The organism is Emticicia sp. W12TSBA100-4 (assembly GCF_040253585.1).
Lineage (GTDB): Bacteria > Bacteroidota > Bacteroidia > Cytophagales > Spirosomataceae > Emticicia.
This window is the reverse complement of sequence record NZ_JBELAU010000004.1, coordinates 34,173-49,980: the sequence shown is the minus strand read 5'-3', so window position 1 is coordinate 49,980 and position 15,808 is coordinate 34,173. Positions and strand designations below refer to the sequence as shown.

Sequence of the window (15,808 nt, the reverse complement as noted above, 5' to 3'; positions counted from 1 at the left end):
CACATTAATTTCAGATTTATCATCAAATAATTATACTAAATTAGACCTAAAATGAATCTTACACGCCGTTTGAAAAATTTGAGTCAGTGATTTCAAAAGTCCTATCCATTTTCCCCAAATTTTTCAAGAGGTGATTGTAAGATTCGTGTTTTTTTGTTACTTTTTTTCAAAAAAAAGTAAGATAGAGTACTAAAAAAGAAGACAAAAAAGGTTGTTAATAAACTATTTATAACGAATAGAATAATAAAAATCACACTACATGAAGGCATATTTCGAGGCGTTTACGATATTTGTAATTTAAGCCTTTTTATCAGCCTACCTCATCAAATGAAACGATTTTCGAGTATTTTCTTAGTTTGTTTATTGCTTTTCAGTATAAAAACCTACCCCCAAGCTCTCAAAGTTCAGCACGATTTAGTCGTAGCAAAAGATGGTAGCGGCGATTTTCGCTACATTCAAGATGCTATCAATGCCGTGCGGGTATATTTGCCAAAACCAATTACGATTAAAATCAAAAAAGGCATTTATAAAGAAAAAATCGAAGTTTATAGCACTCTTACAAACATCACTTTTATGGGCGAAAGCCTCGATAGCACCATTATCAGCTACGATGATTTTTCGGGAAAAGGTAAAATGGAAACTTTCGATTCGTACACCTTAAAAGTCTTGGGAAATGATATTAAATTTAAGAACCTAACCATCGAAAATACCGCAGGAAGAGTTGGGCAGGCTGTTGCTTTGCACGTAGAAGGCGACCGTTGTACGTTTGAAAACTGTAAGTTTCTGGGAAATCAAGATACAATTTTTGCTTCGGGCGAAAATTCAAGACAATATTTCTCGAAATGCTACATCGAAGGCACAGTCGATTTTATTTTCGGTTCGTCAACGGCTTTGTTTGAAAACTGTCATATTCATTCCAAAACCGACGGCTATGTTACGGCCGCTTCTACGCCAAAATGGGTAGTTTATGGCTACGTTTTCAAAGATTGTAAACTTACCGCCGACAAATTGGCTACTAAAGTCTATTTGGGCAGACCGTGGCGAGATTTTGCTAAAACGGTTTTCATTAATTGCGAAATGGACAGCCACATTCTACCCGAAGGCTGGAATAACTGGGGCAGACCAGAAACCGAAAAAACAACTTTCTATGCAGAGTATGGTTCAAAAGGAGAAGGTTCAAAAATGGTAAATAGAGTAAAATGGTCTCATCAACTGAGTGAAAAAGAAGCTCAGCAATACACTAAAGAAGAGATTTTCTCAGGAAAATTACCTACTCAATTTCAAGATTTTTGGAGTAAAACGCCATCCATGAAAGGCATTACGAATGTTCGAGATACTTCATACAGCAATTACAGTGCCTTGAAAAGCAGCCTAAAAACGCACCCAAATGCCACTTTAGTACCCGAAAAAACACCCGAAAACATAATTGAAGAACGAAATATCGTTTTTGCTAATACTGGCACGAGAGATTTACAACTCGATGCTTTTTATCCAAAAACGAAGTCTAAAAAACTGCGTCCAGCCATTCTGATTATTCACGGCGGTGGTTGGCGTACAGGCAATCGTTCGCAGCACATTCCATTAGCTCAACGTTTGGCAGCTTTGGGTTATGCAACTTTTACGGCCGAATATCGCCTTTCAACCGAAGCTCTCTACCCTGCTGGCGTTCATGATTTGAAAGCAGCCGTAAGATGGATGCGAACTAATGCCAAGAAATACGGCATTGATACCAATAAAATTGCCAGCGTAGGTTTTTCGGCGGGTGGTCAACTTTCGGCACTCATTGGAAATACCAATAATTTACCAAAATTTGAAGGAAACATTGGCGATTTGAAACATTCGAGCAAAATAAATGCTATCGTTGATATTGATGGAATCTTGGCATATATTCACCCCGAATCGGGCGAGGGAGATGACCGAAAAAGCACTTCGGCTGCTACTTATTGGTTTGGATTTAGCAAAGACGAAAACACCGAACTTTGGCACGAAGCCTCGGCACTTACGCACGCAGGTAAAAATACGCCCCCAACACTTTTCTTGAATAGCTCAGTTGACAGAATGCACGCTGGCCGTGAAGATTATCGTAAGAAATTAGATGCGTTTGGTATTTACTCAGAGGTGCATACTTTTGAAAATTCTCCGCATTCGTTTTGCTTACTTTCGCCATGGTTTGACCCTACGGTTGAGTATATTGATAATTTTTTAAAGAAAGTTTTAAAGTAGTACAATTCTCCGAATTGTTAATTTCTCAAATAAAAATATAGGCACAATTTAGAAAATTGTGTTACGAAACATGATACAATTCAACAAAACCTTAGTAACTGACGACGAACTTCCGTGGGAAGTGGTTGACCCCAAAATCAAACGTAAAATTATGTCTTACAACGAAGACATCATGCTTGTAAAAGTAGCTTTCGAGAAAGGTGGAATCGGTACGACACACAAGCATCCTCATTTACAAATTAGCTATGTAGCCAGTGGTGCATTTGAAATTACGGTCGATGGTGAAAGTAAAATTCTGAAAGAAGGCGATGTGTATTTTATTCCTTCAAATGTACTTCATGGAGCAGTTTGTTTGGAAGATGGTATTTTGATTGATGTTTTCAACCCGATGCGTGAGGATTTTGTAAAACCATAACACCCCCAGCCCCTGAAGGGGAGTTAAAATAACCAAAAACTATGAAAACATCTATTCAAACCCTTTCATTCTTATTAATAACTCAACTTACTTTTTCTCAATACAATCCCGAAAAGCCCGACCTTTGTCAAGGGAAATTCTTTACGGAAGAAGATGCAAAGACCCTCCACGATGATTTTGCGAAGCGATATTCTGATAAAGTTTCTTGGCAAAAGCACGCTCAAGAAATCAAACAAGGAATCTTAGATGGGGCTGAATTGAGTAATTATGAATTCAAGAAACCTACGAATATTGTTATTCATAGCAAAAAAGATTTGAATGGATATTCGGTAGAAAATGTATCGTTTCAGAGCATTGAGGGAATTTATGTAACAGGAAATTTGTATCGTCCAGCAGAACTCAAAGGTAAAACTGCAGGAATTTTATGTCCGCATGGGCATGGTACTGACCCACGTTTTGCGGCCTATACGCAGCAACGTTGTGCCACGCTCGCCCGCATGGGAGCAGTTGTTTTTGCTTATGATATGATTGGCATGGGCGATTCAAAACAATCTATTCACAAGATAGAAAAAGCTCTCAAACTTCAAATAATTAATGGCAAAGCAGCTCTTGAATTCTTGCTTGGCTTACCCAATATTGATAAAAATCGAATCGGAATGACAGGCGAGTCGGGCGGAGGAACGCAAACGTTTATCCTTTCAGCTATCGACGACCGCATTAAAGTTTCCGTACCTGTGGTAATGGTTTCGGGGTATTTCTTCGGCGGCTGTGTTTGTGAAAGCGGTATGCCGATTCATAAACGCCCAACGCACCAAACAACCAATGTGGAAATTGCCGCAACTTTTGCTCCAAAACCTATGCTTTTGGTGTCAGATGGTGGCGATTGGACAGTGAATACACCTAACATGGAGTATCCATACATCAAAAATGTTTATTCGTTTTTCGGAGCAGCCGATAAAGTAGAAAATGTACATCTCGCCAACGAAAAGCACGATTATGGCCCTTCGAAACGCCAAGCAGCTTATCCATTTTTAGCAAAATATCTGAAGTTAGATTTACAAAAAGTAACAGTTGACGGCAAAGTTGACGAAAGTGCCAATAAGGTTTTAAGCCAAACCGAACTACAAGTTTTTGACGAACAACACCCACGACCAGCTAATGCCGTAATGGGCGATGCGGAAGTAATGGCACTTTTGGAGAAGAAATAAATCTATAAAAATGAGGTTCGGCAATAATAGACGTGCCTCATTTACTTCTATGGCAATGTAAAAGTTATGCTGTATCTTTGCTAAGTATCACTACTTACCTATTGAATGAAAGAAAACAACCCATTGAATAATTCTTGGCGAAAAACTGCCTCAACGATATACAAAAAACCTGTTGACTCAAAAATCTTTGGTTCGGTCGAAATTGATATTACTGATTTAGAAAAATACATTGCCGACAAACGCAAATCTGGCGTAAAAATCACACTTACACACTTTTTTTTGGTAGCTACGGCTCGGGCTATTAAAGAAATTCCAGAACTCAATACTTACGTAAAAAGAGGAAATATTTATTCGCACGAAGCAATCAATGCCACTGTGAGTGTTCTTTTGCAAAGCGGAGAAATGGGTTCGGTAAAAATGCTGAATGCTGATAAACTGACACTTACAGAATCAGCCATAAAACTGAAAGAAGAAATCCAAAAAACTTACAAAGGTGATGAAAACGCCACCATGCAAATGAAAGAAAAGCTGGCAGCTATTCCGTGGCCGTTGCGTGGGTGGGTTTACCAGTCAATCAAATATATTACTACCACACTTGGTATTTCTATTCCTCCGCTGGGGCTTTCGGCAAATAATTTTGGTTCGTTTATTTTATCAAATATCGGTAGTATTGGTCTGGACATTGGATATCCTGCCTTGATGCCTTCGGCAAATATTGCCTTTGTCTTAATTTTGGGCGGAGTTAGTAAAAAACCTTGGGTTGTGAATGACGAAATCGTACCTCGTAGTATTCTGATGCTCGGTGCGGCTCTCGACCATCGGGTTATCGATGCCTCGCACGGTGGCAAATTATTTAAACTACTAAAACGATTTGTTAATAATCCTGAGTTGTTGGAGATGAAATGATTTTTACACCTTAAAGAATTACAAACGAGAAAAATTGCTATTTTTATCAAAAATTCACAACCATGAAAATAGCCACACAAATAATTCTTCTCTTCTTTGTTTGCGAATGTTTTGGTCAGGGTGTATCTAATGTCTATTCGGCAAGGCCCTTAATCAATGATAACCGCTATGCCGAAGCGATACAAGTTATTGGCGATTGTATAGAAGTTCCGTGCCTAATTGAGCTCGGATTCTGCTATCAGAAATTGGGAGACTTCAAAAAATCGAACAATTTTTATCTAAAAGCACTCGAAATTTATCCTAATAACCAAACTACTATTTTTCAGCTTAGCCAGAATTTCGAACGACTGGGAAATTATACCAAAGCCAAGAATTACTACGAAAAGCTTGTTTCTCTCGATTCTACCAATGTGCTTTATTATAAACTTTATGGGAATTTATTGGTCAAATTGGGAATGGATTCTTTAGCCATAAAATCTTACAAACGAACCATTTATCTCAATCCAGCCGACTTAGAGAGTACCACCGAATTAGGCAAATTATATTTTAAGACTAATGCTTTTCAGGAATGTAAACGCTTGATAAACAAAGGATTAAAATCAGACTCTACGTATATACCGTTACTTCAACTCAATGCCAAATTATCTTATCGAGATAATAATTTTAAAGAAACCATTACTCAAATTCAGCAAATGATGAGTGCTGGAGATTCCACACTTTTCTACCAACGCCTTTTGGGTTTCTCCTATTCTCGACTCGACAGCACTCAAAAAGCCATCGAAACTCTCGAAAGATATGCACTAAAAGGTGAATCCAACGAACTTGTGCATTATTATTTGGGACTCTGCTACCTCAAAACTTCGGATACCCAAAAAGCCAAAGAAAATTTAGAAAAAGCTATAAAAGTTGGTGTATCAGAAAACGTGACCGATTATTTCTATATGTTGGGTTATTTAGAAGAAACTGGTAAAAACTACAAAGAAGCCATAGATTTATATCAAAAAGCATATACTTTTGACCCAAGACCTGACTTACTGTTTATGATGGCACGTTCGTATGATTGGAATAATAATAAACCCAAAGCCATCGAACTCTATCAGAAATACATAGCATCTAAATCCAAAACCTTTACTGAGGATGCAAAAAAACGTTTACAGCAGCTAAAGAAATAACTTGACTATTACCAAGAACCTGATTCTTTCCTCTATTCATAAAACAGTAAAACTGCCTATACTTTTCTAAACTTTCGATAGCAATGGGTTTGCAAACTCTTTGTTATCAAAAGTTTTTCATCATACCCTCCCAATTTCAAACGTTTGCATAACTATTTCAAACGTTTGCGTAATAATTTATGAGAAATATCTTATTTTTTATTAGTAAAATGCAGTATCAAATCTTCCTAACCAATTTTTCATCTCTCACGCCTCTGACAATATAATCGTAATACTACGGTAATATTCTCTTAATCAACGGGGCGTAGTTTTGCAGTTGTTTAGCAAGGCAACAGTACCTAAACTCTAAACTTTTCCTTTTTTTTAACAAAAACTTCGCTAACCAATCATTTATGTTTACCTAATTTAACACCAATGTCACGTACTGTTCATCGGATACCTTTTTTCGTATCTGCCTTTCACAAGCTCAACAAGTATTCTTAATCACAAAATCAGTCAACGACAATGAATCAAAAACTACTGCAAAACAGATTGCTTGCTTTGTCATTTCCGAAGCTATCTGTCTTTATCCTATTATTTTCACTCTTAGGGGTCAATGTTGGCTATGCCACAAATCAGCCTAACACTATCGAAGTCACCGTAAAAGGTAAAGTTACCGATGCCGAAACAGGCGATGGACTTCCAGGAGTAAGCGTAACGGCCAAAGGTAGCACAAAAGGTGCAATCACCGACGGCAATGGTGAATATACAATCGCTGTGCCTGATACCAAAGCAGTCTTAGTATTTAGCTATGTAGGCTACACCCCGCAAGAAGTAAACGTAGGCGGACAAACTCAAATCAATGTTCAACTCAAATCTGATAGTAAAACTCTCAGCGAAGTAGTAGTTGTAGGTTACGGTACTGCCAAGAAAACCGACATCACGGGTGCGGTAAAATCGGTTAGAAGCGAAGAGTTCAATAAAGGTATCATCAACTCGCCTGAGCAACTTTTACAAGGTAAAGTAGCGGGTGTAAACGTTACTTCAGCCAGTGGCGAGCCAGGTTCGGCACAAAATATCTCAATCAGAGGGCCAGGTGGTGTTCGCACGGGTAGTACTCCCCTATTTGTTGTAGATGGTTTGGCTCTCGATAATTCAGGAACTGGTGGAGCAATGAACCCTCTCACATTCTTGAACCCACAAGATATTGAAACAATAGATGTATTGAAAGATGCTTCGGCAACTGCCATTTATGGTGCTCGTGGAGCGAATGGCGTAGTTTTGATTACTACTAAAAAGGGAAAAGCTGGAAGTTCTTCGATGAATTATTCGGCAAGTTTAGGTATTTCTGAAATCGCTCGTGCATTACCTGTTTACACGGCTGACGAATACCGCAAAGCTGTACCGAGCGTAGGTGGAGTTTTAGAAGATTTAAAAGGAAACACCGATTGGCAAAAAGAAATCACTCGCACAGCCTATACGCAAAACCATAACCTCACTTTGGGTGGGGGTGCAGGAAAATTGACTTATTATGCGTCGTTTGGAGCTCAAAAACAAGAAGGTATCTTAAAAAATAACGATTTGAATCGCTACACGGGTCGTATCAATGTAAATCAAAAATTCTGGGAAGACCGCCTAAACGTTGATGTAAACCTCAATGCAACTTTCACCAATAACAGTCGCCCTCCAATTGGAAGTATGATTGGAAATGCTATTTCGGTAAACCCAACTTACCCTGCGTATGATGCACAAGGAAATCCTGCGGTTTATCCAAACTTGGTGAATCCATTAGTGAGTTTGAAATTAGAAAAAGATATTACCAAAACGAATCGTTTGATTGGAAATATCTCGCCATCGCTCAAAATCACTAACGATTTGGTTTATAAATTGAATTATGGTATCGACAACTCTAATTCAGTGCGTGATTTGGTTTCTTTGCCAAATGCCGTGCCTTTACAAGATGGCCGCCTCGAATCTATCTATATAACTAATAACAATAGTCTCATCGAAAACTATTTGACTTACACGAAGGATTTTAATAACAATAGTTTTTCGGCATTGGTTGGACATTCATACCAAAAGATTTTCTTACAAGGTCGTTCTTCGAGTATCAATAAATTCCCGATTTCGGATATTGACCCAATCTATAACCCAGGCTTAGGTCAAGAACTCACTTTGGCCAATAATAAACCTTCGGGCTATGCTACCAAGAATGAATTACAATCGTTTTTCTCAAGACTAAATTATAGTTTCAAAGATAAATATTTGCTCACGGCAACAGTTCGTGCCGATGGTTCATCAAAATTTGGTGCAAATAATAAATACGGTATTTTCCCTTCGTTTGCGGCAGGTTGGAGAATTTCAGAAGAAGAATTTATGAAAGGTTCTCGAATCAGCAATTTGAAACTTCGTGCAGGTTGGGGACAAACTGGTAATCAAGAGATTCCATCAAAAATCACCCAAGCCTTGTTTACTTCCACGGTTTCAGCTTCTACGAGTTATCCACTCTTAAACACAGGGCCTTTCCCAGCAGGAACAACTTACAGCCGTTTAGCCAACCCTGACATTCAATGGGAAGTTTCGACACAAACCAATATTGGTCTTGATTTTGGTTTATTCAATGGTGCTTTAACGGGTGCGGTTGATTACTTCAATAAAGTTTCGAGCGATATACTCTTAGAAGTAATTCCTTCTGACCCTGTTCAACCAGCAGGTACATTCTGGACGAACGTAAAAGATATGAATATCACCAACAAAGGTTTAGAAATTGAGCTTGCTTATCGCCAAAAAACTACCAGCGGTATCAACTACGGCATCGGTGGAAACACTACTTTTATGAGAAATAAAGTAACCAACTCTCCGTACTCGGTTATTCCTTCGGGAAGTGCTTCTGGTTCGGGACTTACTTCGGCCACAATCAATGGTTATCTTAGCGGCGAACCAATCGGTACTTTCTTCTTGAAAGATTTCACAGGTTTTGATGATAAAGGTCTTAGCACTTACCGTGATGTAGATGGAGACGGAATCGTGACCGATAAAGACCGTATTGCCGCAGGAAGTGCTTTACCAACGATGCAATATAACTTCTTTGGAAATATCGGATACAAAGGTTTCGACTTAATTCTAAACTTCAATGGTGTTCGTGGCAATAAAATCTATGATAACACGGCCAACTCAAATTTCTATAAATTACGCTTGTCGAAAGGAATCAATACAACGCCAGAGGCCGTACAATATGCCAATGAGTCGGTGAATAACGCAGCCCCAGTATCAACTCGTTTCTTGAAAGATGGAGCATTCCTACGCCTCAATAACATGGCTTTAGGTTATAGTTTCAATACCAAAGCATTGGGCATTGATAAGTATATTCCAGCATTGCGTTTATCGGTTACAGGCCAAAACCTTTTCGTAATTACCAAATACAATGGCTATGACCCAGAAGTAAACACTGACCGAACCATCAATGGTATTTCATCGTATGGTATCGACTATTTAAGCTATCCAAAAGCTAAATCAATCATCTTTGGTCTAAATGTTTCATTCTAAAAGCTCAAAAAATACTCAAATGAAAAAGAAAATATATTCATTATTATTCCTGTGTAGCTTTGCTGTTTTAGAAGGCTGCACCGACCTCAAAGAAGAAGTACTTGACGAAACCCTTTCGGCAGCCAAACTTACTGACAAGCAAGCCGCCGATGGTATCATTGCTCCTGTATATGCACGTCTCCCAGATATTTTCTTGCATACCAACTATTTTGCTATTCAAGAAATCTCGACTGATGAAGCAATTTTGCCCTATCGTGGTGGTACTGACTGGGGCGATAATGGTATCTATTTGGCAATGCACCAACACACTTACCAAAGCACTGACCCGAATCTGAGAAATACTTGGAATTTGATTTTGCAAGGAATGTCACGTGCCATCACGGCTATAAATACCCTTCCAACGCTTAACGATGCCAATGCTAAAGTGTATTTGGCCGAAGCTCGTGGTATGCGTGCCTATTATTCGATGCTTACACTTGATTTATTTGGTCTGGTTTTCGTGAAAGAAGACCTCGGCGAAACTTCAAAAATCTTGCGTGGCGAAGAGGCTTTCCAATACATTAAAAATGAATTTCTGGCAGTTGAGCCTAATTTAGATGCTACTGTTGGCCCAGGACGTTTATCAAAAGGTGCGGTTTGGGGTTTATTGGCTCGTTTGTATCTCAATGCAGCTGTTTATCGTGATGTTTACGGAACGCCCAGTTTCAAAGCTGATGAAATGGATAAAGTGACCGAATATTGCGATAAAATCATCAATGCTGGTACATACAAATTATCTCCAGATTATTTCTCAATTTTCAACTCTGATAATCATTCAAACCCTGAATTAGTTTTTGCAGTTGACCAAAGAGCTGAATTAAACGGGCATAATCGTATGGCATATTTCTCGCTATCGGGTGACCAATTTCCGCTCCCTGCTTACCCAAATGCCAATGGGACTGATGGCCCCGCCATTACACCCGATTTTTATCGTACTTGGGTAAACGAATATGCTCCAAAAGACCCATCGGATGTTGACCCAAGATTTTATAAGCAGAATATTTCAGCATATTCTAACCCTGCTGATACTTGCGTAACAGATGTTAACTTCAATATGAATCGTGGTATTTTGCGTGGGCAGCAATATGGTTTGATTAGAAAAAATGGTGTTTTCTTGAAATGTCCAGACGGTAAATTTAAAGTTGGTAAACTTTTCAACGATACCCGTAACCGCCCAACAGTACCCGTAAACTTTACCGAAAAAGTAGATTTTACAACTGCGGGAAGCGATTATAGTTCGGGATATAGAGTTCTGAAATATGAATTTAGCAAGAAATCAGTAAGTGGACGTAATTTTGGTGATGCTGATATTGTGATTGTTCGTTTGGCCGATGTTTATATGATGCGTGCTGAAGCAAAATTACGCAAAAGTAATGATGCCGCAGGTGCTTTAGCAGATGTCAACATTGTTCGTGCAGCTCGTACTACACCTCCGCCTCCACTTACGTCTATGTCGCTCGATATCCTTTTCAAAGAGCGTGGCTTTGAGTTTTATTGGGAAATGCTTCGCCGTTCGGATATGATTCGTTTCGGAAAATATGAAGGAACTTGGACAGAAAAAACCAATACAGATAAACTGAAACGTATCTTCCCAATTCCACAAACAGCCATTGATGGAGCATCAAACCTTCCTGGTTATTTGAAACAAAATCAAGGATATTGACATAATTAATAATGGTTAATTATTAATTATAAAGCGTTCATTAAAAGGCATTTAAGCGATGATAAATAAAACTTTATCATCGCTTTTTGTTAAATTTTATCTTTGCAACGATTTCAAACGTTTGCGTAAAATTTATTTGAAATGTTATAGATTTTATTACTTTATTGCATAGGATTTATGTAAAGGTCTGTACCGCAGGTCTGACATTGAAGTAAAAAAAAGAAAAATGCATTAGACAATTCAAAAAATAAAAGAAATGAACTTCACGGAAAAAGAAATTTCGCCTCTCGCAAGCATCGAAGAATGGGAAGATGATTTGCTCGAAAGATACCCAGAGCCTAAAAACGCCGAAACAAAAAAAACAAAAGAAGAATACCGTAATTATACCGATTCTGAGCGTGTAAATACCGTTAGAGAATTCTACCGTTTGAACCACACTTATCAAACTTATGATTTTGTTGTTCAGAAAGAAAAAGAGTTCTTGAAATTCGACAAACGTGAAATGTCAGTTTGGGATGCAATCGATTTCTTGAATACTTTGGTTGATGATTCTGACCCAGACACAAACCTCGACCAGTTTCAGCACCTTCTCCAAACTTCGGAAGCTATCAGAGCCGACGGCCATCCAGATTGGTTCGTTCTGATGGGCTTCATGCACGATTTAGGTAAAGTTCTTTGCTTATTCGGCGAACCACAATGGGCAGTTGTTGGTGATACTTTCCCTGTTGGTTGTAAACATTCCGATAAAATTGTGTATCCTGAGTTTTTCGAGGCGAATCCAGATTCAAAAGACGAGCGTTATAACACAAAATATGGTATATATTCACCAAATTGTGGACTTGAAAATGTAAAAATGTCTTGGGGACATGATGAGTATCTTTACCAAATGATGAAAAATTATTTGCCAGAAGAAGCTCTTTACCCAATTCGTTATCATTCATTCTATCCTCAGCACCGTGATGATGCTTATAGTCATTTGATGTCAGCTCACGATTACAAGATGTTTAAATGGGTAGATAAATTCAATCCTTACGATTTGTATTCTAAAGTGCCTGTTCCACCAAATGCAAAAGAGCTTCGCCCTTACTACGAAGATTTAGTTGCTAAATATTTGCCTGCTACTTTGAAATTCTAATCGAAATAAATAGGCAACAAAAAAGGGAAAATCTTTCGATTTTCCCTTTTTTGTTAGATTACTAACTGAATCTTAATATTCCCACAAATTGTGTTCAAACTCCATCAATTCGTGTTCTAATTGCTCAGATTTCAACAAACCTTCACGTGGAGACTTGTAAATATCGTCTAAGAAATTATCCAAAGCATTTGATTTTTTGATAATCTTTCCGTGAAACAAACGCAATTCAAACGCATCTGCTAAGTTTTTGTGTGATGCTACGTTAGCAGCATTATACCAAATACACTTAGGATTGCTACGGAAATAACGCTCCAATTCTTTGTATTTGAATACACAAATCGGACGGTCAAAACCTAAAGTTGTTTGGTCAGCTGGAATGATTAATTTCAACGTAAGAATATCAAAATATTGACGAGAACGTTGTTTGTCAAAAATCCAATCTTCTTTCAACTCTAAGGTTGTCAATTGTGTCGGAAAAATCTCTACACCAGCACCTGGGTCAACTGCTGCCGCAGGAGCAGCACCGCCAGCCGCAGGTTTTGCAGCACCGCCGCTATCTCCACCCCAACCATCGTCTCCGCCTGATGAGAAACCAGCAGCTTTTTCTTCTTCAGATAAACCACCGCCTTCGCCTTTCAGCATCAAACGCTCCATAAATTGGTCGAGTGTAAGCTTTGTTGTCAAAGAATCATTGTCATAGGCTTCAATCAAACCAGCTTTTACGGCATCAATCAAGTGTCTTGTAATTTCACTTCCTTTCGAGAAAAGCGGTTGATTTTGCTTTTCTTTCAAGTCAATTCTTCGCCACAAAGTTGTTTTATACATAACATTTTCCTCATGTATAGGGCGAAGCGATAGCGGATTCAAATAATTATTTGACTTTTCTTGAGCTACTGCAAACTGGCTGATAATCAATGAGATACCAAAAGCCAAGCCTTGTAATTTCTTCATAATTCTGACAATTATTTTGTTATTAATTCAATGGCACAGTGAAAATAATTTCTCCAACATCTACTGTTTCCACTTCTCCTTTAAAATTTCTACGTTCTACACGTTTTACTACTATTACATAACGGTCACCTGCTTGTGCTTGTTGTGCAAGGTTCGAAACATTTGCAGTATTGCCACTAAATGGGCCTCCTCCTACTCTTCTTGAACCACGAGCCAAGTTAACTTCAAATTCTGCTACTCTAAATGCAGCATCTTCTGGGTTAGTTGATTTGAATGATTCGTCAGCTATTGCACCGATATTTATTGTTCTTAAACCAGTTGCCGAAGCTCCTCTACGCTCATCAATTCCAAGTAATTTAATCGTTGGTTTAGGCACACGACGAACTGGGAAGTTAAATGTTTGAAGTGTAATTCCTCCATTCACAACATTCATCGAAGTCTTAGCTGAATTTGGTACAATCGTTACTTTACCACCTTCACCTGGAATAAATTCTGCACCAGAACCACTAAATGATGGGCTATACAATGCACCTAAACCTGGTGAATAGGTAGCTAAACGGTTAGCACACTTAAAGTATAACGCTGGCATTGAGGCTGTTTCGATTTGAACCGATGGCTTCAATACTGTATATGTTTCTTCTTTTTCAACTGACTTCATTGTTCCGTCTGGTGAAGGATAAGAAACAGTAGCTTTGTATGAACGCTTCAACTGTCCATTTTTATCAAAATCGCCACCTGATGCAGTGATTTCGTATAGACCTTTACCGTCTTTCACTGGTAAAGCCGAACCGTTGATACTGATTCTTGGTGTAATTGATTTAGAATACGCTCCGATTGCTACCTCAGCTTTGTATTTCTGACCAGCAACTACCGAACGAGAATCTGGAATAACCACCGCAAAGATTTCATCAAACTTGATTTCTTTGATACCCACTTGGCTGGCCAAATATTCTAAAACTTCACCTTCTAAACGACGAACTTCCGATTGTTTCTGACTTAAAACCGCCAATGCTGCTGGCACAGGAGTTTGGGCAAAATACAATTCTGTAAAGTCTTTACTTTTAGTGATATTATCAGTTTTAGCTAAAGCTGGGTCCTGAGCTGCATCAACTGCTAACTCAGGAAATTTGGTATTGGGTGCCGCAAATTTTTGTAATTGAACAGCAAAATCATTCAATTTCTTTTTCAATTCATATCCTTTACCATTTTTTGCATCACCAACCATCAAGATGGCTACTTTTTCTTCTTCCGAAGGGTTTTTCACACCACCAGTTTCAGCATCAAGTCCACCGCCAGCATTGACGATTTCCTGCTTCAACCCACTGATATAATTATCCATTTCGGTTGTAACTTTTCTTACTTCAACAGCTTTTTGAAGTACATCGGCATATTGAGCTCCACCTGGTTTCTCCCTGATTTCTTTCTCAATTGCCTTTACTGATTTCTCGTTATTGCCATTAGCAGCAGAGTTGGCTCTTTCCAAACTATTATTCAAAAGCTGAAATTTTTGTAAGAGAGCGTTACTTACTTGGAGTGCTAACATTGCCGTCAGAACGAGATACATCATGTTTATCATCTTCTGACGTGGCGACTCTTTTCCACCTGCCATATATTCTATATATTATACAGTTAGTAAATATTTTTTTAATTAAGAATGTAAAATGTAGAATTAAGAATGAATGTATAATATAACTCATCATTCAGAACTCAACACTCTAAACTATTTTAGTTTCCTTTCATTGCCGACAACATACTTCCGTAAACGTTGTTCAACGAAGTAAGGTTGTTTGTCAATTTCGACATTTCAGTTTTGAATTGTTGAGCTTCTTTCGAGGCATCTGACATATCTTGCATTGCAGTTGTCAAATTACCGTAGAAAGCGTTCATTGCTTTCAAATGCTTATTAGTATCTTGTAATTCAAGTTCGTAAACAGCATTCAAAGCACCCATGTTTTGAGTAATCTTTGTAAATTGTGAACGGTATTCTTGAGCATCTTTAGTTGCATCAGCCATGCTATTCATTGCATTTACAGCAGTGCCATAAGCAGCATTCATAGCTGTTACTTGACCCGAAGCGGTTTTTACGTTTTTAGCATAATCGCTTGTTGCTACGGTTGCATCTGTCAAATCTGACATTTTAGCAACTTGGCCAGTAAGACTTTGGATACCTGTTTTCAAACCATCAAAAATATCTGGAGAAATCTTAGCATTAGCAAGCATATCATCCATTTTGGCAGTTAAACCAGCACCTTGCGATGGAGTGGTACTTCTTTTTGGGAGTTCTCCTTGAAAATCCTCAGCTAATTCTGGGTAAACCTTTTCCCACTGATATTCATTATCTGGACGAAGGAATGATTGGAAAGCATAAATTAAGAAAATGGCAGCTTCTGTGCCTAAACCAATAGGTAACATAAAATTTGCCCAGTCGTAGTGCATAATTTTACCTAATGCACCCAAAATTACAACTGATGCTCCTGCTCCATAGAAAAACGGAATAATTTTGTCCCAAAATAAACTTTTACCGTTGTTATTTGCTGCCATGTGTTTAAAAAAGTTAAGAATTAAGCTTTA

Annotated in this window: 11 protein-coding genes; 8 read left to right on the top strand and 3 right to left on the bottom strand. The window is 38.3% G+C overall.

What is annotated here, in order from left to right:
* Nucleotides 1-327 precede the first annotated feature (327 nt).
* From ABR854_RS06030 to ABR854_RS05995, 8 genes are all read left to right on the top strand, one after another.
* Nucleotides 328-2,223 carry a pectinesterase family protein gene (locus tag ABR854_RS06030; RefSeq protein ID WP_350264471.1) on the top strand — a complete coding sequence of 632 codons (1,896 nt, stop codon included), beginning with the start codon at nt 328-330 and terminating at the stop codon, nt 2,221-2,223.
* A 70-nt stretch (nt 2,224-2,293) separates the two neighbouring features.
* Complete coding sequence (locus tag ABR854_RS06025; RefSeq protein WP_350264470.1) at nt 2,294-2,638, top strand: cupin domain-containing protein; 345 nt, start codon at nt 2,294-2,296, stop codon at nt 2,636-2,638.
* A 41-nt stretch (nt 2,639-2,679) separates the two neighbouring features.
* Nucleotides 2,680-3,846, top strand: a complete 1,167-nt coding sequence (locus ABR854_RS06020; RefSeq protein WP_350264469.1) for an alpha/beta hydrolase family protein — start codon at nt 2,680-2,682, stop codon at nt 3,844-3,846.
* A 105-nt stretch (nt 3,847-3,951) separates the two neighbouring features.
* Nucleotides 3,952-4,752, top strand: a complete 801-nt coding sequence (locus ABR854_RS06015) for a 2-oxo acid dehydrogenase subunit E2 (protein WP_350264468.1) — start codon at nt 3,952-3,954, stop codon at nt 4,750-4,752.
* A 62-nt stretch (nt 4,753-4,814) separates the two neighbouring features.
* Nucleotides 4,815-5,924, top strand: a complete 1,110-nt coding sequence (locus ABR854_RS06010; protein ID WP_350264467.1) for a tetratricopeptide repeat protein — start codon at nt 4,815-4,817, stop codon at nt 5,922-5,924.
* 504 nt (nt 5,925-6,428) lie between these two features.
* A complete protein-coding gene (locus ABR854_RS06005; RefSeq protein WP_350264466.1) occupies nt 6,429-9,449 on the top strand; it encodes a SusC/RagA family TonB-linked outer membrane protein in 3,021 nt (1,006 codons plus the stop codon).
* Nucleotides 9,450-9,468: 19 nt separating this feature from the next.
* Nucleotides 9,469-11,151, top strand: a complete 1,683-nt coding sequence (locus ABR854_RS06000) for a RagB/SusD family nutrient uptake outer membrane protein (protein ID WP_350264465.1) — start codon at nt 9,469-9,471, stop codon at nt 11,149-11,151.
* Between the two features lie 256 nt (nt 11,152-11,407).
* On the top strand, nt 11,408-12,286 hold the full coding sequence (locus ABR854_RS05995; protein WP_350264464.1) for an inositol oxygenase family protein: 879 nt from the start codon (nt 11,408-11,410) through the stop codon (nt 12,284-12,286).
* A 72-nt stretch (nt 12,287-12,358) separates the two neighbouring features.
* Here the strand turns inward: ABR854_RS05995 and porN are convergent, their stop codons facing one another.
* The 3 genes from porN to porL form a co-directional block, all read right to left on the bottom strand.
* Nucleotides 12,359-13,237 carry a type IX secretion system ring subunit PorN/GldN gene (porN, locus tag ABR854_RS05990; protein ID WP_350264463.1) on the bottom strand — a complete coding sequence of 293 codons (879 nt, stop codon included), beginning with the start codon at nt 13,235-13,237 and terminating at the stop codon, nt 12,359-12,361.
* A 22-nt stretch (nt 13,238-13,259) separates the two neighbouring features.
* Nucleotides 13,260-14,846: a type IX secretion system motor protein PorM/GldM gene (gene porM, locus ABR854_RS05985; RefSeq protein ID WP_350264462.1), complete on the bottom strand. Its 1,587-nt coding sequence runs from the start codon at nt 14,844-14,846 to the stop codon at nt 13,260-13,262.
* Nucleotides 14,847-14,962: 116 nt separating this feature from the next.
* The gene (gene porL / locus ABR854_RS05980; protein WP_350264461.1) at nt 14,963-15,778 is read right to left on the bottom strand and encodes a type IX secretion system motor protein PorL/GldL; all 816 of its coding nucleotides are present in this window, start codon (nt 15,776-15,778) and stop codon (nt 14,963-14,965) included.
* Nucleotides 15,779-15,808: the final 30 nt, after the last annotated feature.

Coding starts and splice junctions, on each gene's coding strand:
- ABR854_RS06030 (WP_350264471.1), top strand. CDS start 328: ATGAAACGATTTTCGAGTATTTTCTTAGTTTGTTTATTGCTTTTCAGT.
- ABR854_RS06025 (WP_350264470.1), top strand. CDS start 2,294: ATGATACAATTCAACAAAACCTTAGTAACTGACGACGAACTTCCGTGG.
- ABR854_RS06020 (WP_350264469.1), top strand. CDS start 2,680: ATGAAAACATCTATTCAAACCCTTTCATTCTTATTAATAACTCAACTT.
- ABR854_RS06015 (WP_350264468.1), top strand. CDS start 3,952: ATGAAAGAAAACAACCCATTGAATAATTCTTGGCGAAAAACTGCCTCA.
- ABR854_RS06010 (WP_350264467.1), top strand. CDS start 4,815: ATGAAAATAGCCACACAAATAATTCTTCTCTTCTTTGTTTGCGAATGT.
- ABR854_RS06005 (WP_350264466.1), top strand. CDS start 6,429: ATGAATCAAAAACTACTGCAAAACAGATTGCTTGCTTTGTCATTTCCG.
- ABR854_RS06000 (WP_350264465.1), top strand. CDS start 9,469: ATGAAAAAGAAAATATATTCATTATTATTCCTGTGTAGCTTTGCTGTT.
- ABR854_RS05995 (WP_350264464.1), top strand. CDS start 11,408: ATGAACTTCACGGAAAAAGAAATTTCGCCTCTCGCAAGCATCGAAGAA.
- porN (WP_350264463.1), bottom strand. CDS start 13,237: ATGAAGAAATTACAAGGCTTGGCTTTTGGTATCTCATTGATTATCAGC.
- porM (WP_350264462.1), bottom strand. CDS start 14,846: ATGGCAGGTGGAAAAGAGTCGCCACGTCAGAAGATGATAAACATGATG.
- porL (WP_350264461.1), bottom strand. CDS start 15,778: ATGGCAGCAAATAACAACGGTAAAAGTTTATTTTGGGACAAAATTATT.